The sequence below is a fragment of the Ramlibacter albus genome (genome assembly GCF_014297445.1).
Classification (GTDB): Bacteria; Pseudomonadota; Gammaproteobacteria; order Burkholderiales; family Burkholderiaceae_C; genus Ramlibacter; species Ramlibacter albus.
This window is the reverse complement of the sequence record NZ_JACORU010000001.1, coordinates 1244546-1264714: the sequence shown is the minus strand read 5'-3', so window position 1 is coordinate 1264714 and position 20169 is coordinate 1244546. Positions and strand designations below refer to the sequence as shown.

Annotated in this window: 18 protein-coding genes; 9 read left to right on the top strand and 9 right to left on the bottom strand. The window is 69.9% G+C overall.

What is annotated here, in order from left to right; genetic code table 11:
• Positions 1 to 60: 60 nt before the first annotated feature.
• The gene (locus H8R02_RS05830; protein WP_187080370.1) at positions 61 to 969 is read left to right on the top strand and encodes a LysR family transcriptional regulator; all 909 of its coding nucleotides are present in this window, start codon (positions 61 to 63) and stop codon (positions 967 to 969) included.
• Here the strand turns inward: H8R02_RS05830 and H8R02_RS05825 are convergent.
• The 3 genes from H8R02_RS05825 to H8R02_RS05815 are packed head-to-tail and all read right to left on the bottom strand — an operon-like array spanning position 956 to position 3938.
• The gene (locus tag H8R02_RS05825) at positions 956 to 1975 is read right to left on the bottom strand and encodes a Bug family tripartite tricarboxylate transporter substrate binding protein (protein WP_354004870.1); all 1020 of its coding nucleotides are present in this window, start codon (positions 1973 to 1975) and stop codon (positions 956 to 958) included. The genes H8R02_RS05830 and H8R02_RS05825 overlap by 14 nt on opposite strands.
• Positions 1972 to 2781, bottom strand: coding sequence for an enoyl-CoA hydratase-related protein (locus H8R02_RS05820; RefSeq protein ID WP_187080369.1), 810 nt, complete (start codon positions 2779 to 2781; stop codon positions 1972 to 1974). The genes H8R02_RS05825 and H8R02_RS05820 overlap by 4 nt, the downstream gene beginning before the upstream one ends.
• Complete coding sequence (locus tag H8R02_RS05815; protein WP_187080368.1) at positions 2778 to 3938, bottom strand: CaiB/BaiF CoA transferase family protein; 1161 nt, start codon at positions 3936 to 3938, stop codon at positions 2778 to 2780. The genes H8R02_RS05820 and H8R02_RS05815 overlap by 4 nt, the downstream gene beginning before the upstream one ends.
• Positions 3939 to 4065: 127 nt before the next feature.
• Here H8R02_RS05815 and H8R02_RS05810 point away from each other — a divergent pair, with 127 nt between their 5' ends.
• From H8R02_RS05810 to H8R02_RS05800, 3 genes are read left to right on the top strand one after another with little or no spacing between them, the layout of a single operon-like run.
• Positions 4066 to 5283: an acetyl-CoA C-acetyltransferase gene (locus H8R02_RS05810; RefSeq protein WP_187080367.1), complete on the top strand. Its 1218-nt coding sequence runs from the start codon at positions 4066 to 4068 to the stop codon at positions 5281 to 5283.
• Between the two features lie 4 nt (positions 5284 to 5287).
• Positions 5288 to 6289 (top strand): NAD(P)H-dependent flavin oxidoreductase, encoded by a 1002-nt coding sequence (locus H8R02_RS05805; protein WP_255429154.1) that lies wholly within the window; start codon positions 5288 to 5290, stop codon positions 6287 to 6289.
• On the top strand, positions 6286 to 7200 hold the full coding sequence (locus H8R02_RS05800; protein WP_187080366.1) for an SDR family NAD(P)-dependent oxidoreductase: 915 nt from the start codon (positions 6286 to 6288) through the stop codon (positions 7198 to 7200). Before H8R02_RS05805 ends, H8R02_RS05800 begins: the two co-directional genes overlap by 4 nt.
• A 236-nt stretch (positions 7201 to 7436) precedes the next feature.
• On the opposite strand, the gene H8R02_RS05795 is transcribed toward H8R02_RS05800, so the two are convergent.
• Both H8R02_RS05795 and H8R02_RS05790 read right to left on the bottom strand, forming a co-directional pair.
• On the bottom strand, positions 7437 to 8657 hold the full coding sequence (locus H8R02_RS05795; RefSeq protein ID WP_187080365.1) for a sensor histidine kinase: 1221 nt from the start codon (positions 8655 to 8657) through the stop codon (positions 7437 to 7439).
• Positions 8657 to 9370 carry a response regulator transcription factor gene (locus tag H8R02_RS05790; protein ID WP_222622321.1) on the bottom strand — a complete coding sequence of 238 codons (714 nt, stop codon included), beginning with the start codon at positions 9368 to 9370 and terminating at the stop codon, positions 8657 to 8659. The genes H8R02_RS05795 and H8R02_RS05790 overlap by 1 nt, the downstream gene beginning before the upstream one ends.
• 80 nt (positions 9371 to 9450) lie before the next feature.
• Here H8R02_RS05790 and H8R02_RS05785 point away from each other — a divergent pair, with 80 nt between their 5' ends.
• Positions 9451 to 10908 (top strand): class I adenylate-forming enzyme family protein, encoded by a 1458-nt coding sequence (locus H8R02_RS05785; protein ID WP_187080364.1) that lies wholly within the window; start codon positions 9451 to 9453, stop codon positions 10906 to 10908.
• Here H8R02_RS05785 and H8R02_RS05780 read toward each other — a convergent pair whose 3' ends face one another.
• Complete coding sequence (locus tag H8R02_RS05780) at positions 10909 to 12273, bottom strand: AmpG family muropeptide MFS transporter (RefSeq protein ID WP_187080363.1); 1365 nt, start codon at positions 12271 to 12273, stop codon at positions 10909 to 10911.
• A 33-nt stretch (positions 12274 to 12306) separates the two neighbouring features.
• Here H8R02_RS05780 and H8R02_RS05775 point away from each other — a divergent pair, with 33 nt between their 5' ends.
• Positions 12307 to 13140: a M48 family metallopeptidase gene (locus H8R02_RS05775; protein ID WP_187080362.1), complete on the top strand. Its 834-nt coding sequence runs from the start codon at positions 12307 to 12309 to the stop codon at positions 13138 to 13140.
• Here the strand turns inward: H8R02_RS05775 and creD are convergent.
• The 3 genes from creD to H8R02_RS05760 are packed head-to-tail and all read right to left on the bottom strand — an operon-like array spanning position 13124 to position 15561.
• Positions 13124 to 14500 (bottom strand): cell envelope integrity protein CreD, encoded by a 1377-nt coding sequence (gene creD, locus H8R02_RS05770; RefSeq protein ID WP_187080361.1) that lies wholly within the window; start codon positions 14498 to 14500, stop codon positions 13124 to 13126. The genes H8R02_RS05775 and creD overlap by 17 nt on opposite strands.
• 60 nt (positions 14501 to 14560) lie before the next feature.
• Positions 14561 to 15199 (bottom strand): MBL fold metallo-hydrolase, encoded by a 639-nt coding sequence (locus H8R02_RS05765; protein ID WP_187080360.1) that lies wholly within the window; start codon positions 15197 to 15199, stop codon positions 14561 to 14563.
• An 8-nt stretch (positions 15200 to 15207) separates the two neighbouring features.
• Positions 15208 to 15561 carry an ArsR/SmtB family transcription factor gene (locus tag H8R02_RS05760; protein ID WP_187080359.1) on the bottom strand — a complete coding sequence of 118 codons (354 nt, stop codon included), beginning with the start codon at positions 15559 to 15561 and terminating at the stop codon, positions 15208 to 15210.
• A gap of 89 nt (positions 15562 to 15650) precedes the next feature.
• On the opposite strand from H8R02_RS05760, the gene H8R02_RS05755 reads away from it, so the two are divergent.
• Genes H8R02_RS05755 through H8R02_RS05745 form a run of 3 tightly spaced genes read left to right on the top strand, consistent with a single transcriptional unit; the run spans position 15651 to position 20168 of the window.
• Positions 15651 to 16736 (top strand): efflux RND transporter periplasmic adaptor subunit, encoded by a 1086-nt coding sequence (locus tag H8R02_RS05755; protein WP_187080358.1) that lies wholly within the window; start codon positions 15651 to 15653, stop codon positions 16734 to 16736.
• 10 nt (positions 16737 to 16746) lie between these two features.
• A complete protein-coding gene (locus H8R02_RS05750; RefSeq protein WP_187080357.1) occupies positions 16747 to 19962 on the top strand; it encodes an efflux RND transporter permease subunit in 3216 nt (1071 codons plus the stop codon).
• The gene (locus tag H8R02_RS05745; protein ID WP_187080356.1) at positions 19959 to 20168 is read left to right on the top strand and encodes a YgaP family membrane protein; all 210 of its coding nucleotides are present in this window, start codon (positions 19959 to 19961) and stop codon (positions 20166 to 20168) included. The genes H8R02_RS05750 and H8R02_RS05745 overlap by 4 nt, the downstream gene beginning before the upstream one ends.
• Position 20169: the final 1 nt, after the last annotated feature.

The following is a 20169-nucleotide window of genomic DNA, read 5'->3' as shown; positions in this document are numbered from 1 at the left end:
CCGCAGGCCGCGCTGTAACGGCGTGATCGGCTACCCTTGTGTTCCTCCACTCCCGAAGCCGTGAACCCCCACCACGTCGACCTCACCTCCCTGCGCGTCTTCGTCGCGGTGGCGCAGTCCGGCTCCATCTCCGCGGCCGCGGAAGCGATCAGCCTGTCCATCGCGGCGGTGAGCAAGCGCATCACCGATCTGGAGGCTGTCGTCGGCACCCTGCTGTTCCGCCGCACCTCGTCGGGCATGGAGCTGAGCCCTGCCGGGCATTCGCTGCTGCAGCACGCGCTGCAGATCCAGCAAGGCGTGGAGCGCATGGCGCAGCACATGGGCGAATTCGCGAGCGGTGTGGCCGGGCAGGTGCGCCTGCTCGCCACGTCGTCGGCCATCGTGCAGGGGCTGCCCGCACAGATCCGCGAGTTCTGCGAGAAGCATCCCAACATCCGCGTGGACTTCGAGGAGCGGCTGAGCGGCGACGTGGTCCGCAGCGTGTCGGACCGCCGGGCGGACATCGGCATCTTCACCGACAACGTACCGCACGATGGTTTGGCGGTGCGCAGCTACGACCAGGACGAGATGGTGCTCGTCGCGCACGCGGACCACCCCCTCGCCAAGCTACCGGAGGCGCAGCTTGCCGATGCGCTGCAATACGATTTCGTGTCGCAGTACGAAAGCACGGCGATGAACCACGCCTTGGCGCTGGCCGCCGCGCATTCGGGCCGCACGCTCAAGCTGCGCAGCCTGGTGCGCGGCTATGACAGCGTGTGCCGCCTGGTGGCCGCGGGCCTGGGGCTGGGGCTGGTGCCCGCTTCCTTCGAACTGCCGGAAGCGGTGTTCGGCAAGCTCGTGGTGGTGCGGCTGCGCGATGCGTGGGTGCGGCGCCGGCTGGTGATCGGCGTGCGCGAGGGCGAGGCATTGCCCAGCGCCGTGCAGGCCCTGTGCGACCACCTCGCCGCCACCGCGATCAGTCGACCGTGATCCCCATCTCCTTGATGAGGCCGCCCCACTTGTGGAGGTCCTTGCGCACCATCGCGGCAAAGCCTTCCGGCGTGTCCAGCATCGCCTCGGCGCCGATGGTGGTCAGGCGCTCCTTCACTTCCGGCAGCTTCAGCACCTTCTGGATGTCCGCGTTCATCTGCGCGACCACCTGCGGCGGCGTGCCGGCCGGCGCGAAGACGCCGTACCAAGGCGTCAGCTCGTAGCCCTTCACGCCGGCTTCGGCCAGCGTGGGCACGTTGGGCAGCAGCGGGCTGCGCGTGCGGCTGGTCACGCCCAGCGCCTTGAGCTTGCCCGAGCGGATGTGCGGCAGCGCCGACGTCAGGCTGTCGCACATCACCGGCACCTGCCCGCCCATCACGTCGGCGAGCGCCGGGCCGCTGCCCTTGTACGGCACGTGCATGATGTCGACGTCCGCCAGTTTCTTGAACAGCTCGCAGGACAGGTGCAGCGTGGTGCCGCCGCCGGCCGATGCGTAGCTGAGCTTGCCCGGCTGCGCACGCGCCATCGCGATGAGGCCCTGCACGTTCTGCACCGGCACCGACGCGTTGGTCACCAGCACGTTCGGCACCATGGCCGAGGGCGCCACGGGTGCGAAGTCGCCGAGCGTGTCGTAAGGCAGCTTCTTGTACAGCGCCGCGTTGAAGCCGTGCGTGCTGGCCGCGCCCATGCCGATGGTGTAGCCGTCCGGCGCGCTCTTGGCGAGTTGCTCCGTGCCGATGATGCCGCCGGCGCCGGGGCGGTTTTCAACGACCACGGGCTGCTTCCACATCACGCTGAGGTGCTGGCCCAGCAGCCGCGCGAGCGCGTCGATCGCGCCGCCCGGCGGGAACGGCACGATGAACTTCACGGCGCGCGTGGGGAACGTGGCGGCGGGTGTGCCCGGTTGCGCCGAAGCGGGCAGCAACGCGGTGCCCAGGCAGCATGCCAGGGCCGCCTTGGCCAGGAGGGTGATCGTCTTCTTGCGGGTCATCATGTTCAGGGTCACCGGGTTGTCTCCGTAGTGGTTCGTGGACGTTTCGATTGCGTCTGCTGGGCCAGCCGGTCCAGGGCTTCTTCGTGCGCGGCCGTCTGCAAGGCAAGCGCCTGCATCGCGGCCGCCGTTTCGAGGTGGGATGCGAAGCTGGTGCCGGGCTCGCGCAGCAGCCGCTTGGTCATGCGCAGCGCCTCAGGCGGATGCGCCGCGATCTCCTGCGCGATGGTGTTTGCGGTGGGCAGCAGTTCTTCTTGCGGCACGACCTGCGATACCAGCCCGTGAGCGAGCGCGGCCTCCGCGCCCAGCACCTGGCCGGTCAGGCACATCTGCGCCGCGCGCGCCGCGCCGACGATGCGCGGCAGCAGCCACGCGCCACCGAGCGCGGGCACCATGCCGACCTTCACGAAGTTGGCCGCGAAGCTCGCCCGCTCGGATGCAATGCGGATGTCGCACACGCAGGCGAGGTCCAGGCCGCCGCCGATGGCCGGGCCGTTGACGGCCGCGACCAGCGGCACTTCCAGCGCGTGCAGGTTCAGCGTGATCTGCTGGACGTCGGTGCGCAGGCGCCGGCGCACAACGGCCGCCTCGGTGGCCCCGCGCCAGTTCTCGCGCAGCGCGCGCAGGTTGCCCCCGGCGGAAAAAGCGGGGCCGGCGCCGGTGAGGATCACGGCGCGCACCGTCATGTCCGCTTCGATGCGCCTGCACGCAGCCACGAACTCTTCGACCGCGGAGTTGCCGCTCAGCGAGTTGCGCGTGGCGGGGTCGTCCAGCGTGAGCGTGACGACGGCGCCGGTTTGTTCGTAGGAAAGCACGCTCATTGCGCACCCACCGGCATGCCCAGCTCTTCGCGGATCTGCGCGCCGTGCTCGCCGAAGTTCGGCGCGGGCCGCGTGATGGCGCCGGGCGTACGCGAGAACTTCACCGGGATGCCCAGCGTGCGCACCTCGCCCTCGGTCGGATGCGGGCTCGTGCGGAAGAAGCCGGTCGCGTTCAGGTGCGGGTCGTCCAGCAGGTCCTGCGGCGAGAGGATCTTCGAGAACGGGATGTCGGCGCCGGAGAGGAGCTCCACCCACTCCTGCGTGCTGCGCAGCGCCACCAGCCGGGCGAGCTCGCCATACAACGCATCGACGTTGCGCGCGCGGGTCTCGGGGCTGTTGAAGCGCGGCTCGTCGCCGTGCTGCGGCACGCCGGCGGCGGCGAAGAAGTCGCGCCAGTGCTTCGACGTGTAGGGCAGCAACGCAATGTAGCCGTCGAGCGTGGGGTAGGGGCGGCGGTGCTCGGACAGGATGCGGTCGTAGCCCATGCCGCCGTTGGCCGGCGCGAACGTGGCGCCCGCCATGTGCTCCACCATGGTGAAGGCCACCATCGTCTCGAACATCGGCACCTCGATCGCCTGCCCGCGGCCGGAGCGCTCGCGCTCGTACAGCGCCATCGAGATCGCGTAGGTGACGGTGAGCGCGGCGGCCTTGTCCGCGATGATCGTGTTGACGTAAGCCGGCGCGCCGTCGTTGCCGGTGGCCTGCAGGTGCGCCAGGCCGCTCATCGCCTGGATGATGTCGTCGTACGCGGGTCGGCCCGCGTACGGCCCGTCTTCCGAGAAGCCGTAGGCGCCGCAGTAGATCAGGCGCGGATGCTTCTTCGCGAGCGTCTCGTAGTCCAGGCCGAGCTTGCGCAGCGCGCGCGGACGGATGTTGCTGATGAAGATGTCCGCCCCGTCCAGCAGCTTCAGCAGCACGTCCATGTCGCCCTCGGCCTTGAGGTCCAGCACGATGCTGCGCTTGTTGCGGTTGAGGTTGAGGAAGGCCGCGCCCATGTTCGGCGTGTGCGAAGGCGGCACCACGCGGAAATGGTCGCCCGACGGTGACTCGACCTTGATCACGTCGGCCCCCATGTCGCCCAGCGTCTGCGTAGCCAGCGGCCCCATGGCGACGGTGGTGAGGTCGATGACGCGAAGGCCTTGCAGGGGTCCGGGCATGTCGGGGGTTCCAGTGAAGTTGGAGCGACTTTAGGCGCCCGTGCGCGGGCGCGGTTTTGAGTTTGGGAAAGCCCTCTTTCGCCCAAACGAAACGCCCTTCGCGCGCTTCGTCCCTAGCATCCGTGCCATGTCATCTCTTCAGAAAACATCAAGGCGCGCCGCGATCGTCGCGCCGGTGCGCACCGGCGTGGGCGCCTTCGGCGGCGCCTTGCGCGGCGTCGGCGTGGCCGACCTTGCCGCCACCGTCCTGCGTGCGACGCTCGAACGCGCGCGGCTCGACGGGGCGCGCGTGGACGACGTGGTCTTCGCGCAGTCCTACGCCAACAGCGAAACGCCGTGCGTGGGCCGCTGGGCCGCGCTGCAGGCCGGCCTGCCCGTGGAGGTGCCGGGTATGCAGCTGGACAGGCGTTGTGGTGGCGGCCTGCAGGCCGTGGCCACGGCCGCGATGATGGTGCAGACCGGCGCCGCCGACGTGGTTGTCGCGGGCGGCGTGGAGAGCATGAGCAACATCGAGCACTACACGACCGACTTGCGCTGGGGCAAGCGCAGCGGTTCGACGACGCTGCACGACCGGCTGGACCGCGGGCGCGAACGCTCGCAGCCGGTGGAACGCTTCGGCGTGATCAGCGGGATGATCGAGACGGCCGAGAACGTCGCGCGCGTGTGGGGCATCTCGCGCGAGGCCTCGGACGCGTACGCGGTGCGAAGCCACCAGCGCGCCGCGCAGGCGTGGGCCGCGGGCCGCTTCGCGGACGAAGTGGTGCCGGTCGCGGTGCCGCAGCGCAAGGGCGACACCCTCGCCTTCGCGAGCGACGAGGGCATCCGCCCCGACGCAAGCCTCGAGACGATGGCCAGGCTCAAGCCGCTGATGAAGGGCGGCGTGGTGACCGCCGCGAACGCGAGCCAGCAGAACGACGCCGCCTCCGCCTGCCTCGTCGTCGCCGAGGACATGCTCGACAAGCTGGGCTTGGAGCCCATCGGCTACCTCGTCGGCTGGGCCGCCGCGGGCTGCGAGCCCGCCACGATGGGCATGGGCCCGGTGCCCGCGACGAAGCGCGTGTTCGAGCGCACGGGCCTGTCCATCGCGGACATGGACCTGGTGGAAGTGAACGAAGCGTTCGCCTGCCAGGTGCTCGCTGTGCTCAAGGCCTGGGGCTGGCAGGACGACGAGCGCCTGAACGTCAACGGCTCCGGCATCTCGCTCGGCCACCCGATCGGCGCCACCGGCGTGCGGATCATGACGAGCCTGCTGCACGAGATGCGCAGGCGCGGCGCGCGCTACGGGCTCGAGACGATGTGCGTGGGCGGTGGCCAGGGTGTGGCCGCAATTTTCGAGAGGGCCTGAAGCCATGGCCAGGACCCGCGCCTCCAGGATCCCGCCGGTGCTGCAGAAGCTGCGCATCCCCGTCATCGCCTCGCCGATGTTCACGGTGAGCTACCCCGAGCTGGTGCTCGCGCAGTGCGAGGCGGGCATCGTCGGCTCCTTCCCCGCGCTCAACGCCCGCCAGCCCGAGCTGCTGGACGAGTGGCTGCACCGCATGAACGAGTCGCTGGCCGCCCTGCGCGCCGCGAACCCCGGCCGCATCGTCGGCCCGCTGGCGGTGAACCAGATTTCGCACTCGTCCAACGTGCGCCTCGCGCAGGACATGGAGACCTGCATCCGCCACCGCGTGCCGGTCATCATCAGCTCGCTGCGTGCGCCCGTGCGCGAGATCGTGGATGCGGTGCACGGCTACGGCGGCATCATCCTCCACGACGTCATCAGCATCCGCCACGCGGAGAAGGCGCTCGAAGCGGGCGTCGACGGCCTCATCGCCGTGGCCGCGGGCGCGGGCGGCCATGCGGGGCGCATGTCGCCGTTCTCGCTCATCGGCGAGATCCGCCGCATCTTCGACGGGCCGCTGGCCCTGTCCGGCGCCATCGCGACGGGCCACGCCCTGCTGGCGGCGCAGGTGATGGGCGCGGACTTCGGCTACATCGGCACGCGCTTCATCGCGTCGGCCGAGGCCAATGCCAGTGACGACTACAAGGCGGCCATCGTGCGGGCGCGCGGCGGCGACATCGTGTACAGCAACTGGTTCTCGGGCGTGCACGGCAACTACCTGCGCGAGAGCATCGAGCGCGCCGGCCTGGACCCCGACAACCTGCCCGAAGGCGACAAGGCCCGCATGAGCTTTGCGGACGGCCGCTCCAAGGCCAAGGCGTGGAAGGACATCTGGGGCGCGGGCCAGGGCGTGGGGCAGATCGACGACCTGCCCGCGGCGCGCGTGATCGTGGATCGATTGGCGCAGGAGTACGCGGCGGCGAAGGAGAAGTTGATGCAATCGATGCCGAGCGAGGCCCTGGCATGAAGATCGACCTGGGCGGCAAGGCGGTGGTGGTCACGGGCGGCGCGGGCGCCATCGGGCGCGGCATCGCGATCGCCATGGCCCGGGCGGGCGCGAGTGTCGTGGTCAACGACATCGGCGTGAGCCTCAGTGGCGAAAGCGGTGGAGGCACCCCCGCGGACAGCGTCGTGGAAACCATCCGCGCTGCCGGCGGCAAGGCCGTGGCCAACTCGGACTCCGTTTCCACCTGGCAGGGCGCGCACAAGGTGATCGCCGCCGCGCTGGACAACTTCGGCCGCATCGACGCGGTCATCAACAACGCAGGCACGCTGCAGGACCGCATGTTCTTCCGCATGAGCGAGGAAGAGTGGCGCAGCGTGATCGACGTGCACCTGCGCGGCACCTTCTTCATCAGCCGCGGGGCCGCGCCGCACTTCAAGGACCAGGAAAGCGGCGCCTTCATCCACATGACGTCGACGTCGGGCCTCATCGGCAACCTGGGCCAGGCCAACTATTCCGCGGCGAAGCTGGGTGTGGTCGCGCTCTCCAAGTCCATCGCGCTGGACATGGAGCGGTTCAACGTGCGGTCGAACTGCATCGCGCCCTTTGCGTGGAGCCGCATGACGAACTCGCTGCCCACCGAGACCGAGGAGCAGCGCGAACGGGTCGCGCGCTTCCAGAAGATGGAGGCGGACAAGATCGCGCCGATGGCCGTGTTCCTGGCGAGCGAGCAGGCGAAGGACGTCAACGCGCAGGTCTTCGCCGTGCGCGCCAACGAGATCATGCTGATGGGCCAGGCCCGCCCGCTGCGCAGCGTGCATACGGCCGAAGGCTGGACCCCGGAGGCGGTCGCGCAGCATGCCATCCCCGCGCTGCGCCCGGGCTTCTACCCGCTGCACCGGTCCTCGGACGTGATCAGCTGGGACCCCGTCTGAGACAAAAAAAACAGCCACCTTGCGGTGGCTGTATCAAGTCCTTGGAAGGACGTCGTTGGGAGACTTGAAACCGGTTGCCGGGCTTTGCGTGACAGCGTTGAAGCAACTTTAGTCCCGCCCTGCCGCTGCTGCATCCCCCACATTGCGGAGGGAAGCCTCAACGGACCCGTTGCATGCAGCAATATTGGTGATTTTTTCCTGCATTGGCGAGCCCTGCAGGACTCTTTTACAGCGGTTTACTTTTCGTGACAGGCAAGGGCCAGCACGAAGCAGGCGCCGCCGCCCGGGTTGTCCTCGCAATGCACGCTGCCGTGGTGGCGCTGGGTGATCGAGCGCACCAGCGCCAGGCCCAAACCCACACTGCCTTCGCGCTCACTCGCACCCGGCAGCCGGTAGAAGGGCTCGAAGATGCGGTCGCGCTCGGCCGGCGGTACGCCCGGGCCCTGGTCGCACACGCGCACGACAGCGTTGCCGCCCTCGCGCTTCAGCTCGACAGTAACCGGCCCGGTGCTGTAGCGGCGCGCGTTCTCCAGCAGGTTGCGCAGCGCGCGGCGCAGCAGCTTGGGGACACCGTGCACGACGAGCGGCCGGCCGTCTTCGGCGGCGTGCAGCTCGGCGCCGGCACGCGCGCATTCCTCGGCCGCGAGGCCCGTGAGATCGACGGCCTCGAAAGTGCCGACGTCCGTTTCCTTCGCATCGAGCCGGCTCGCCAGCAGGATCTCGTCGACCAGCTGGTCGAGCTCGGCGATGCTGCGCTCGATCTCGCGGCGCGTCGTGGCGTCGGGCTCGGGCGTCATCAGCTCCAGCCCCATGCGGATGCGCGCGAGCGGCGAGCGCAGCTCGTGCGACGCATTGGCCAGCAGCGACTTGTGCGTCTTCAGCAGTGTCTCGATGCGCTCGGCCGAATGGTTGAAGCGCTGCGCGAGGAAGGCGATCTCGTCGTGCCCTTCCACCTGCACGCGCGCGCCGAGGTCGCCTTCGCCCCAACGCTCGACGCCCTGCCGCAGCGCCTCGAGGCGCTTGGTGATGCGGCGCACGATGGGGTAGCTGCCCACGGCGACGGCAAGCGCGATGATGGCCAGCATGGACCACGGCGTCCACCACGGGCTCGGCCCCGGCCCGCCGGCGCGGCGCCGCCCCTCGTCGCCCGGCGCGCGCGGGCGCGGGGGCAATTGCACGATGACCGTCTTGCCGTCCTTCATCGGCACCTGGAATTCGACGCCCTGCCCCGGCACGCGAACCGGCCGCACGGACGCTTCGCCGAGCACCTCGCCCGCTTCGTCGCGCAGGATGATCTGGCGTGGCGGCGACTGTTCGCGCTGCGCCTCGCGCTCGCGTTCGCGCTGCTCGCGCAGGATGAGGCCGAAGCCGGTGGTGAGCAGGAAGACGGCAACGACGACGGCCAGCCAGATGCGCAGGTAGAGCGGGAACCTCCAGCGCTCGGACCAGGATGTCATCAGTCTTGTTGTTTGGCGAAAACGTAGCCCACACCGCGCACGGTGAGGATGCGCTTCGGGTTCTTCGCATCGACCTCGATGGCCGCGCGGATGCGGCCCATGTGCACGTCGATGCTGCGGTCGAACGCCTCCAGCTCGCGGCCGCGCACGGCCTCCATGATCTGGTCGCGCGTGAGCACGCGGCCCGCGCGCTCGGCCAGCACCACCAGCAGGTCGAACTGGTAGGAGGTGAGCTCGCAGGATTGCCCCGCGACCATGACCGTGCGCGCATCGCGGTCGATCTCCAGCGAGCCGAAACGCATCACCTTGGCCGAGGGCTGCCCGCCCTCGCCCTTGCGGCGCAGGATGGCGCGGATGCGCGCGAGCAATTCGCGCGGCTCGAACGGCTTGGGCAGGTAGTCGTCGGCGCCGAGCTCCAGGCCGACGATGCGGTCCATGGGGTCGCCCTTGGCGGTGAGCATCAGCACCGGCACCTTGCCGGCCTCGCCGGGCAGCGAGCGCACGCGGCGACACACTTCGAGCCCGTCCATGTCGGGCAGCATGAGGTCCAGGATGACGAGGTCAGGCGAGGCGCCCGCGGGCGGCTCCTGCAGGACCGCCATGCCCGCCCTGGCGTCGAGCGCATGGGTCACGCCGAAGCCCGAACGCTCGAGGTACTCGCCCACCATCTGGGCCAGCCGCGCGTCGTCTTCGATCATCAACAGTTGCTGCATGGAATCCAATGTTAATGAGTTGATCCCCATGTTGGGGGACCGCGGCCGAGCACCATTGAACCGGGCGTAAAGTTAGGTAAATGGGTGTCCCTGTTTTCGCGGGTGAGGTGTCGTTGGCCGAGGTGGTGGCGCGGCATGCGCTGGAGTCACCCGGACAGACGGCGCTGCTGTTCGAGGGCGAGCGGCTGAGCTATGGCGATCTTGCTCGCCGCATCGTGGCCGCCACGCGCTTGCTCGCGCAGGATTGGCACGTGCGCAGCGGCGACCGCGTGGCGTGGCTCGGGGCGAGCCATCCGGGCGAGCTGGTACTGCTGTTCGCGCTGGCGCGCCTGGGCGCGGTGCTTGTGCCGCTGAACTACCGGCTGGCGCCGGGCGAATGGGACCGGTTGCTTGCGGACTGCAAGCCCGTTTGCGTGGTGCACGACATCACCTGGGCCGAGGCCGCGAAGGCGCTCGCGCAGCGCAACTCGCTCGCCAGCCACTGCGTCGACGAACTGATGGCCGCACCGCCCGCATCCGATGCACCGACGGACGGCAAGGCCGATTCGCCGGTGCTGCTGGTGTCCACGTCAGGCACGACGGGCGGCCCCAAGCTCGCCGTCCACACGCAGGCCAACCTGCTCGCCAACATGGCGATCGCCGCGGCGTCGCAGGAGCTGTCGCCGCACGACCGCGTCCTGACCGTGCTGCCGCTGTTCCACGTCGGCGGCCTCTGCATCCAGACTCTGCCCGCGCTGTACGCAGGCGCCGAGGTGGTGCTGCACGCGAAGTTCGACCCGGGCGAGACGCTTGGGGCCATCGCCGGCTTGCGACCGACGCTCACGCTGCAGGTGCCCGCGACGATGAAGGCGCTGGTGGAGCATCCTCGATGGGCAAGCACGGATCTCTCGTCGCTGCGCGCCGTCTGGGCCGGCTCCAGCCTCATACCGACAGCACTCGTCGAAGCTTTCCACGCACGCGGCGTACCGCTGTGCAACGTCTACGGCGCCACCGAGACGGGCCCGTTCTCCATCGCGCTCGGCCCCACGCACGCGCGCACGCACGTCGGCTCGTGCGGCTGGCCCGCGCAGGGTGTCGAGGCGAAGCTGGGTGAAGGCGGCGAGGTGCTGCTGCGCGCGCCGAACATCGTGGCGCGCTACTGGCCCGACGTGCCCGCGCTCGATGCCGACGGCTGGTTCGCCACCGGCGACCTCGCCGTGCAGGCAGCCGACGGCAGCTACACAATCGTCGGCCGCGCGAAGGAGCTGATCATCTCCGGCGGCGAGAACATCCACCCGGCGGAGATCGAGCTGGTGCTGGCCCAGCACCCCGCCGTCGCCGAGTGCGCGGCCTTCGGCGTGCCCGACGAGCGATGGGGCGAAGCAGTGGCAGTCGCCATCGTCGCGAAGGTGCCCTGCACCGAAGGCGCACTGAGGCTCCACCTCGAAGGGCAGCTCGCGCGCTTCAAGATCCCTCGCAAGTGGTACTTCGTCGACGCCTTGCCCAAAACCGCGCTGGGCAAGGTGCAGCGCGCGGCACTCGCGCGACGGTTCGCCTGATCAGGCCTGCGCCGACCCCGTGCGCCCGTGCATGCGCCACAGCAGCGCGATCAGCAGCAGCGGCGGTATGGCCGTGAGCCCCGTGGCAATGAACGCCGTCGCATAGGACCCGATCAGCCCGTACGTCGGCGTCATCGCATCGATGGCAACGCCGGAGAAGCCCTTGAGGAACTTGCCCAGCAGCGCGTAGGTGGACGACAGCATCGCGTACTGCGTGGCGGTGTAGCCCAGGCTCGTCAGGCTGGACATGTAGGTGACGAGCGCCACGCCGGCGAAAGCCTGCGCGAAAGCATCGAGCGACATCACGGCGGCGAACATCACGTCGCCGGCATGCAGCGCGAGCAGCGCGAACGCCGCGGTACCGAGGCCTTCGAGGATGAGCCCGACCACCAGCGTGGGCATCATGCCGATGCGCAGCACGGTGAGGCCGGCGGCGCCCAGGCCGAGGAAAGTCGCGACCAGCCCGAACGAACCCCGCACCAGCGCCACCGTGTCCTTGGAGATGCCCAGGTCGTGGTAGTACGGGTTGTACATCGGGCCCATGATGAAGTCGGGCAGGCGGTACAGCGCGACCATCAGCAGGATCACGAGGCCGGTGGACTTGTGCTTGCGGAAGAAGTCCACGAAGGGGCCGATGAGCGCGTCGACGAGCCCGCGCCGGCTCCACAGCGGCGGCTTGGCGTGCAGCACCTCGTCCGCCCGCTGCGGCTCGAACGCGAAGAAGGTGGCGACGACGCCGATCGTCATCAGCACCGCCATCGCCACATACGAGAGGGACCAACCGACGCGCTCGGCGGCCGCGATGATCGCCGCGTCGGTGACGAGCAGCGCGATGCGGTAGCCCAGTTGCGCGGCGGAGGTGAGCATGCCCACCTCGTCGGAGTCCGACGCCGCTTCGATGCGCCAGGCGTCGATGGCGATGTCCTGCGTGGCCGATGCGAAAGCCACGAGCAATGCGAACGCGCCGATGACCCCGAGCCCCGCCTTCACGCCGAAGAACGACATGGCGAGCAGGCCGACGGCCACGAGGAGCTGGCAGAACAGCATCCAGCCGCGCCGCCGCCCCAGCCGGCCGAACAGCGGGATGTCCATGCGGTCGACGAGCGGCGACCAGTACACCTTGAACGCGTACGCGAAGCCGACCCAGGAGATGAAGCCGATCGCCTTGAGGCTGGTGCCCTCGTCGCGCAGCCAGTAGCCGAACGTGTTGGCGGTGAGCAGGAAGGGCAGCCCGGACGAGAAGCCCAGGGCCAGCATCACGGCCACCTTGGGCTGGCGCAGGCCGCGCAGCACGTCGAGGACGGAGCGCTTCTTCTTCGGCGGTGCAGGTTCGCTCCGAGGGGGGGTCGCGACGGAATCCGACATGGTGTTTGTGTTGTTCGTCACTATTATTGGGCCATGTGCCAGCTCTGCCTTTCCAAGACGTCCGCGTGGACCCGGCGCGGCTTCATTCTGGCCGCAGGCGCGGCCGCGTCGGCGCCCGTCCTGGCGCAAGTGGACGTAGGCGGCCCCTCACGCGCCCGCAGCCTCGTGCCGGCGCAGGAGCTGGAAGTCGCCGCTGCCCAGCAGTACACGCAATTGCTCGAGCAGGCGCGCGCCAAGGGTGCGCTGGCGGGGGAGAGCCACCCGCAATTGCAAAGGCTGCGGCACATCGCCCAGCGCCTGATCCCGCAGGCGGGCCGCTGGAACCCGCGCGCCGGGCAATGGCGCTGGGAGGTGAACCTGATCGGCAGCAACTCGATCAACGCGTTCTGCATGCCCGGCGGCAAGATCGCCTTCTTCAGCGGGCTGCTCACCAAGCTGCAGCTCACGGACGACGAGACGGCGATGGTGATGGGCCACGAGATGGCCCACGCGCTGCGCGAGCATGCGCGCGCGCGCATCGCCAAGACGCAGATCACCGGCACCGTCGCTTCCATTGCCGCGCAGGTGCTGGGGCTCGGGCAGATCGGCGACCTGGCCGCGAACATCGGCACGCAGCTGCTGTCGCTGAAATACAGCCGCGACGACGAGAACGAGGCGGACCTCGTGGGGCTGGAGCTGGCCGCGCGCGCCGGCTACAACCCGGACGCCTCGATCACGCTTTGGGACAAGATGGCGCGCGCCTCGGGCGGCGGGGGCGGGCCGGCCTTCATCTCCAGCCACCCCACCGGGCCCGACCGCATGCGCAACCTGCAGATGAACATCCCGCGCGTGCGCGGGCTGTACGAGCAGGCTATCGCGCATCGCTGACGGACGGCCTCGCGCCGAGGGCATACCAGTCCACCCGGCGCGTGCCGACCATGAAGAGGGCGAGCAGGCCGAAGAGCAGCAGCGAGCCGAGCAGCAGCGCACTGTCTTCCGACGAGAGCAGCCCATACAGCGCCGCGTACAGCAGCGCGACATAGCCGCCGAGCCCCAGCCCGCGCCGCCAGCCGCGCAGCACCGCGCCGAAGTAGATCGTGAGCAGCGCACTGCTCGCACCCGCGGCGAGCCCATACGCCCACGCAAACGGAATCTTCTCGGACAGGGCGAGCAGCAGCAGGAAGAACACGGAGATCGCCAGCGCCACCAGCGCGTACTGGATCGGGTGCAGCCGCAGATCCTTGAACAGCTCGAACATGTAGGCCGCGGCGAGCGTGAGCGCGACGAACAGCAGGCCGTACTTGATGGCGCGGTTGGTGAGGGAGTACACGTTCAGCGGCTCCAGCAGCGTGACGCCGAAGGTGTCGGGCGGCTCGGTCGCCTTGCCGCTGCGCGCCTGCAGGAACTGCGAGCGAGCGCTGCTGGCGAGGGACGACACGGCCCACTGCGCGTCGAAGCCGGCGGCACCCACTTCGCGCCGTGCGGCCAGGAACTTGCCGCCGAAACCGGGATGCGGCCACGTCGATGCGATGTGCGCCTTGTTGTCGTCCGCCAGCGGCACGACGAAGAGCCGCTCCTGGCCCACGAGCGTGAAGTTGAGCGCGTAGTCGAGCGTGCCCTTGTCCTGCCACGCCTTCAGCAGCTCGGGCGGCAAGGGTGCGTGGATGCCGCCCAGCGCGGCCTCGTCGACGTCCGGTACGCGCGGCTGCCAGGTCATCGACGTGCCGCCCAGCGAGAGCGCGGGCCGGCCCTGCAGGCCACGCACGTCCTTCACCGCGAAAGCGAGGTACGGCGCCATCGGCTCGATGGTGGAGTTGCGCTCGGTGCGCGGCAGCGCCGACGGGTCGAACTTCGCGAACCGGCCGGTCCACGACGCCTCCAGCCCATAGAACATCACGCTGAAGATCCCGCGGTGCCGCTGCTCGGGCGCAAGCCGCCCCTCCAGCGCCGACGTCTCCGGGAACACGAACTGCGCCGACCGCTTGATGCGCGGCACGAGCATGGACTTCTCCTTCTCGCCCGCCTTCTCTTCGGTCCACCGCTCGGTGTACGGGAACACGATGAACGGCACGGCGACCGTCTGCGGCCTTGCGTAGGTGGAAGCGAGTTCATCCACTGCCTGCTGGCGGCTCGCGCCGCGCTCCTCGATCAGGCTGCCGATGGAGCCGAGCGGCAGCGCGGCCAGCAGGACGAGCACGAGCAGCGTCAGCGCCTTGGCCAGGGCGGAGTGGGCGAGCAGGTTCTTCATCTCCTGCTGGAGCCGCGCCGCACCCGCGCGTTCGCGCGCGTGAAGAAACCTTCCGCCCGATCAGGTCCCGCGCACGTACGGGTTGCTGCGCCGCTCCGCGCCGAAGGTGCTCTCCGGCCCGTGGCCCGGGATGAACACGGTGTCGTCGCCCATCGGCCACAGGCGTTGCGTGATGCTGGCGATCAGCGTCGCGTGGTCGCCCTGCGGGAAGTCGGTGCGGCCGATGCTGCCGGCGAAGAGCACGTCACCCACGAACGCCCGCTTCATCTCGCGTGAATGAAAGACGACGTGGCCCGGCGTGTGGCCCGGGCAGTGCCGCACGTCGAGCGTGTAGCCCGCCAGCTCCACCGTGTCGCCGTCGTGCAGCCAGCGCGTGGGCGTGAAGCGCTCGGCCTGCGGGAAGCCGAACATCGCGCTTTGCTGCGGCAGCAGGTCGATCCAGAACTGGTCCGCCGGGTGCGGGCCGACGATGGGGATGCCGAGCTCGCGTGCGAGCGTGGCCGTGGCGCCGGCGTGGTCGATGTGCGTGTGCGTGAGCCAGATCTGCTCGATCTTCACGCCGAGCTCCTGCGCGGCGGCCTTGAGCGTCTCGACGTCGCCGCCGGGGTCGATGATCGCGGCCTGTTTGGTGGCGTCGTCGTAGACGATGGAGCAGTTCTGCTGGAAGGCGGTGACGGGGACGGTGAGGTAGCGCAGCATGTTCGGCGTCATTTTGAACGACGCCGCCCCGCACGCGCGAACGCGGCCGCGCCCAGCGCCTGCCGCTCGTGCACGCGCGCGATGCTGCCGCACACGATGTCGCACAGCTTGTAGACGGCCGGGTCGGCGATGCGGTAGTACGCCGCCGTTCCGCGCGTCTCGCGTTCCACCATGCCGCGCTGCGTCAGGAAGGAAAGATGGCGCGACACGTTGGCCATCGACGTGCCCGCCGCCTCGGCGAGCTCGCCCACGTTGCGCTCGCCCGTGCGCAGCTCGTTGAGCAGCCGCAGGCGCATGGGCTCGGCCAGCGCCTGGAAATACGTGGCGACGTGCTGCAGTGCTTCGGGGGTGAGACCTTCCATGGCGCGGATTCTATCCAATTCGTGCTCACTTGACTATTTACGTGATTACGCAAATAATGCAAGACAGGATGGATGAGGCAGGCACTTCGATGACACCCCGCACGACCTTCAACCTGCGCGCAGCGGGCATGCTGCTGCTCACGGCAGCCGTCGTGGGCGCGGGCGCCTGGGTCCTGCTGGCCTCGCGTGGCCCGGGCCCGCAGACCGTGCCCGACGGCCCCGCGCCCGCGAGCATCCAGGTGCGGCCCGCGGCCCAGCCCGGGCTGGCGGCGTACGACGGCGTGGTGCAGGCCGTGCGGCAAACCGTGCTGGCTGCACAAGTCGCCGGTGCCGTGGTTGCGCTGGAGGTGAAGGCGGGCGATGCGGTCAAGGCCGGGCAGCTGCTGGTGCGGCTGGACGCGCGCGCGGCCGAGCAGTCCGCCGCCGCGGGTGCGGCGCAGGTGCGCGCGGCCGGCGCGGCGCTCGACGCGGCCCGGCGCGAGTACGAGCGGCAGCAGCAGCTGCTGCAGCAGAAGTTCATCAGCCAGGCCGCGTTCGAGCGCGCCGAGGCGCAGTTCAAGACCGCGCAGGCCGAAGCGGCGGCGCAGCTCGCCACGGCCGGCGCCGCGCGTACGCAGGCCGATTTCTATGCGATCCGCGCGCCCTATGCCGGCGTGGTGTCGGAGGTGTCCGTCGTGCTCGGCGACATGGCGATGCCCGGCCGGCCGCTCGTCACCTTGCACGACCCTGCCGCCATGCGCGTGAGCGCCGCGGTCCCGCAAAGCGTGGCGGCGTCGCTGCCGAAGCAGGCGCTGCCTGCGGTGGATCTGCCTGCCACCAGCGCCGGCCGCATCGTGCCCGTGCACATGCAACTGCTTCCCGCCGTCGACGCGGCGACCCACACGCAGGAGTTGCGGCTCGACCTGCCCGAGGGCACGCCGGTCGCACCCGGCATGTTCGCCCGCGTGTGGCTGCCGGCAGCCGACGCCGCGTCGGCGCGCGTGTTCGTGCCGGTGCAGTCCGTCGTGCGCCGCGCCGAGCTCACCGCCGTGTACGTGATCGGGGACAAGGGCCAGCCGCTGCTTCGCCAGGTGCGGCTCGGCCGCGCGGAAGGCGACCGCGTCGAAGTGCTCGCGGGCCTGTCGGCCGGCGAGCGCGTCGCGCTCGACCCGCAGGCCGCCGCGAGCGCGCGCTGAGGAGGCCGGGATGCCGCAACCGCAACTCGGTTTTTCGGGGCGCATCGCCGCCTTCTTCCAGGCCGCGCCCATCACGCCGCTGCTCGCGCTCGTGGCCTTGCTGCTGGGCGCTTTCGCGGTGCTCGTCACGCCGCGCGAGGAGGAGCCGCAGATCAACGTCACGATGGCCGACGTCATCATCCCGTTCCCCGGCGCGGCCGTGGCCGACGTGGAGCAGATGGTTGCCACACCCGCCGAGCAGGTGCTGTCGCGCATCCAGGGCACCGAGCATGTGGTGTCCGTGTCGCGGCCGGGCGTGGCCGTGGTCACCGTGCAATTCAAGGTGGGCGTGCCGCGCACCGAGGCACTGGTGCGCCTCTACGACACGATCCACTCCAACGCCGACTGGCTGCCCGCGGGCCTGGGCACCGGCGAGCCAATCGTCAAGCCCAAGGGCATCGACGACGTGCCGATCGTGGCGCTCACGCTGCACGCCAAGGACGGCGCGCTGGGTTCCTTCGACCTCGAGCGCGTCGCCCATAGCCTCGAAGCGGAACTCAAGCGCGTGCCCGGCACGCGCGACGTCACCACCATCGGCGGCCCCGGCCGCGGCATCGTGGTGGAGTTGGACCCGGCGCGCATGGCCGCCACCGGCATCTCGGTCGGCGACCTGCGCCAGGCGCTGCAATCGGCCAACCAGGGTGCGCCGGTGGGCGACCTGCTGGGCGGCAACCACGCCGTGGCGCTGGAGGCCGGGCCGTTCCTGCGCGACGCGAAGGACATCGCCGAACTCGTGGTGGGCGTGCGCGGCAACCGCCCCGTGTATTTGCAGGAAGTGGCCAACGTGCGCGACGGCGCGCTGCCCGCGCAACGGTATGTGTGGCACGGCACCACCGGCTCGAATGCCGCCGAATCGCCGGCCGTGACGCTCGCCATCACCAAGAAGCCCGGTGAGAACGCCATCGCCGTCGCCGAGGCGGTGACGAAGCGCATGGACGAACTGCGCAACACCGTCATCCCGCAGGGCGTAGGTGTGGCCCAGACGCGCAACTACGGCGCCACCGCCAACGACAAGGCCCAGAAGCTGATCCAGAAGCTGCTGTTCGCCACCGCGTCGGTGGTGGCGCTGGTGTTCTTCACGCTCGGGCGCCGCGAAGCCGCGATCGTGGGCGCGGCCGTGGTGCTCACGCTCACCGCGACGCTGTTCGCGTCGTGGGCCTGGGGCTTCACGCTCAACCGGGTGTCGCTCTTCGCGCTGATCTTCTCCATCGGCATCCTGGTGGATGACGCCATCGTCGTCGTGGAGAACATCCATCGCCACCAGGCCCTGCACCCGGGCACGCCGCTGCGCGAGCTGATCCCCGGTGCCGTGGCCGAGGTGGGCGGGCCGACGATCCTTGCCACTTTCACCGTCATCGCGGCGCTGCTGCCGATGGCTTTCGTCAGCGGCCTGATGGGCCCGTACATGGCGCCGATCCCGATCAACGCCAGCATGGGCATGCTGCTGTCGCTGGCGATCGCGTTCGTCGTCACGCCGTGGCTGGCGCGGTTGTGGATGAAGCCCGTACACGGGCACGCCCCCACGCTCGCCACGAAACTCGCGCCGTTGTTCGAGCGCGCGTTCCGGCCGCTGCTCGACGAGCGGCATGGCGCCGGCAGGCGACGGCTCGTGGGGCTGGGTGTCGCGGCCGCCATCGCGGTCTCCGTGGCGCTGCCGGCGCTCGGCCTCGTGGTGCTCAAGATGCTGCCCTTCGACAACAAGTCGGAGCTGCAGGTGGTGGTGGACATGCCGGCCGGCACGCCCGTGGAGCGCACGGCGGCCGTGCTGCGCGAACTGGGCAGCGTGCTTGCGCGCCAGCCGGAAGTCACCGATTACCAGGCGTACGCGGGCACCGCGTCGCCGATCAACTTCAACGGCCTCGTGCGTCAGTACTACCTGCGCGCGGGCGGCGAGGTGGGCGACATCCAGGTCAACCTTGTCGACAAGCATGCACGCCAGCAGCAGAGCCACGACATCGCCACGCGCCTGCGCCCGCTTCTGCGCGCGGTGGCCGCGCGCCACGGCGCCAACGTGAAGGTGGTGGAAGTGCCGCCGGGCCCGCCCGTGCTGGCGCCGATCGTGGCCGAGATCTACGGGCCCGACGCGCAAGGCCGCCGCACCGTGGCGAAGGCCGTGCGCAACGTCTTCGAGAAGACGGCCGGCGTCACCGACGTGGACGACAGCAGCATCGCCGCGGCGCCGCGCAAGCTGCTGCTGGTGGACCGGCGCAAGGCCGCGGCGGCCGGCGTGCAGCAGCAGGCCATCGTGTCGACCCTGCGTGCCGGCCTCGCCGGCGAAGCGGCGGCGTACCTGCGCGACGAAAGCAAGTACCCGGCGGCGGCCGTGCTGCAGTTGCCCGCCGAGGCCCATGGCGACATCGACGCGCTGCTGCAGCTGGCGGTGCGCGGCGCGAGCGGCCGGCTCGTACCGGTGCGCGAGCTCGTCACCGTGAGCGACACGCTGCGCGAGCAGCCGGCGTACCACAAGGACCTGCTGCCGGTGAGCTACGTGGTGGGCAACATGGCCGGGGCCGTGGACAGCCCGCTGTACGGCATGTTCGCCATGCGCGAGGAGCTTGCGAAGCTCAAGGCGCCGAACGGTGGCGGCCTGGCCGAGTACTTCATCCGCCAGCCCTCAGACGCGTACCGCGAGTACGCGATCAAGTGGGACGGCGAGTGGCAGGTGACGTACGAGACCTTCCGCGACATGGGTGCGGCGTATGCCGTGGGGCTGGTGCTGATCTACCTGCTGGTGGTCGGCCAGTTCGCGTCGTACCTCACGCCCCTGGTGATCATGGCGCCGATCCCGTTGACCGTGATCGGCGTGATGCCGGGCCATGCGCTGCTCGGCGCGCAGTTCACCGCCACCAGCATGATCGGCATGATCGCGCTGGCCGGCATCATCGTGCGCAACTCGATCCTGCTGGTGGACTTCATCAACCTGCAGGTGGCGCAGGGTGTGCCGCTGGCCGATGCCGTGGTGCGCTCCGCGACCGCGCGAGCGCAGCCCATCCTGCTGACCGGCGTGGCCGCGATGGCCGGCGCCTTCTTCATCCTCGACGACCCCATCTTCAACGGCCTGGCCGTCTCGCTCATCTTCGGGATCCTCGTGAGCACGCTGCTCACGCTGGTGGTGATCCCGCTGCTGCACTACATGGCGCTGCGCCGCGCCGCACTGGTTCCCCTCGACGAAGGAGCACTCGCATGACTTCCTGGCAGATCGTCCGCATGGCCGCGGGCACTTTCATCCTCGTCTCGCTCGCGCTGGGCGTCCCCGGCAGCCCGCTCTTCATGAGCACGTGGTGGCTCGCGTTCACGGCGTTCGTCGGCGCGAACCTGCTGCAGAGCTCCGTGACGAAGTGGTGCCCGCTGGAGATCATCCTGCGCAAGTTCGGCGTGCAGCCGGGCTGCTAGC

What these genes read in the sequence shown, in the direction of transcription:
- H8R02_RS05780 (WP_187080363.1), bottom strand. Translation starts at nt 12,273, where the DNA reads ATGTCGGATTCCGTCGCGACCCCCCCTCGGAGCGAACCTGCACCGCCG.
- H8R02_RS05795 (WP_187080365.1), bottom strand. Translation starts at nt 8,657, where the DNA reads ATGACATCCTGGTCCGAGCGCTGGAGGTTCCCGCTCTACCTGCGCATC.
- H8R02_RS05760 (WP_187080359.1), bottom strand. Translation starts at nt 15,561, where the DNA reads ATGGAAGGTCTCACCCCCGAAGCACTGCAGCACGTCGCCACGTATTTC.
- creD (WP_187080361.1), bottom strand. Translation starts at nt 14,500, where the DNA reads ATGAAGAACCTGCTCGCCCACTCCGCCCTGGCCAAGGCGCTGACGCTG.
- H8R02_RS05755 (WP_187080358.1), top strand. Translation starts at nt 15,651, where the DNA reads ATGACACCCCGCACGACCTTCAACCTGCGCGCAGCGGGCATGCTGCTG.
- H8R02_RS05765 (WP_187080360.1), bottom strand. Translation starts at nt 15,199, where the DNA reads ATGCTGCGCTACCTCACCGTCCCCGTCACCGCCTTCCAGCAGAACTGC.
- H8R02_RS05810 (WP_187080367.1), top strand. Translation starts at nt 4,066, where the DNA reads ATGTCATCTCTTCAGAAAACATCAAGGCGCGCCGCGATCGTCGCGCCG.
- H8R02_RS05775 (WP_187080362.1), top strand. Translation starts at nt 12,307, where the DNA reads ATGTGCCAGCTCTGCCTTTCCAAGACGTCCGCGTGGACCCGGCGCGGC.
- H8R02_RS05800 (WP_187080366.1), top strand. Translation starts at nt 6,286, where the DNA reads ATGAAGATCGACCTGGGCGGCAAGGCGGTGGTGGTCACGGGCGGCGCG.
- H8R02_RS05815 (WP_187080368.1), bottom strand. Translation starts at nt 3,938, where the DNA reads ATGCCCGGACCCCTGCAAGGCCTTCGCGTCATCGACCTCACCACCGTC.
- H8R02_RS05805 (WP_255429154.1), top strand. Translation starts at nt 5,288, where the DNA reads ATGGCCAGGACCCGCGCCTCCAGGATCCCGCCGGTGCTGCAGAAGCTG.
- H8R02_RS05790 (WP_222622321.1), bottom strand. Translation starts at nt 9,370, where the DNA reads ATGCAGCAACTGTTGATGATCGAAGACGACGCGCGGCTGGCCCAGATG.
- H8R02_RS05820 (WP_187080369.1), bottom strand. Translation starts at nt 2,781, where the DNA reads ATGAGCGTGCTTTCCTACGAACAAACCGGCGCCGTCGTCACGCTCACG.
- H8R02_RS05785 (WP_187080364.1), top strand. Translation starts at nt 9,451, where the DNA reads ATGGGTGTCCCTGTTTTCGCGGGTGAGGTGTCGTTGGCCGAGGTGGTG.
- H8R02_RS05745 (WP_187080356.1), top strand. Translation starts at nt 19,959, where the DNA reads ATGACTTCCTGGCAGATCGTCCGCATGGCCGCGGGCACTTTCATCCTC.
- H8R02_RS05750 (WP_187080357.1), top strand. Translation starts at nt 16,747, where the DNA reads ATGCCGCAACCGCAACTCGGTTTTTCGGGGCGCATCGCCGCCTTCTTC.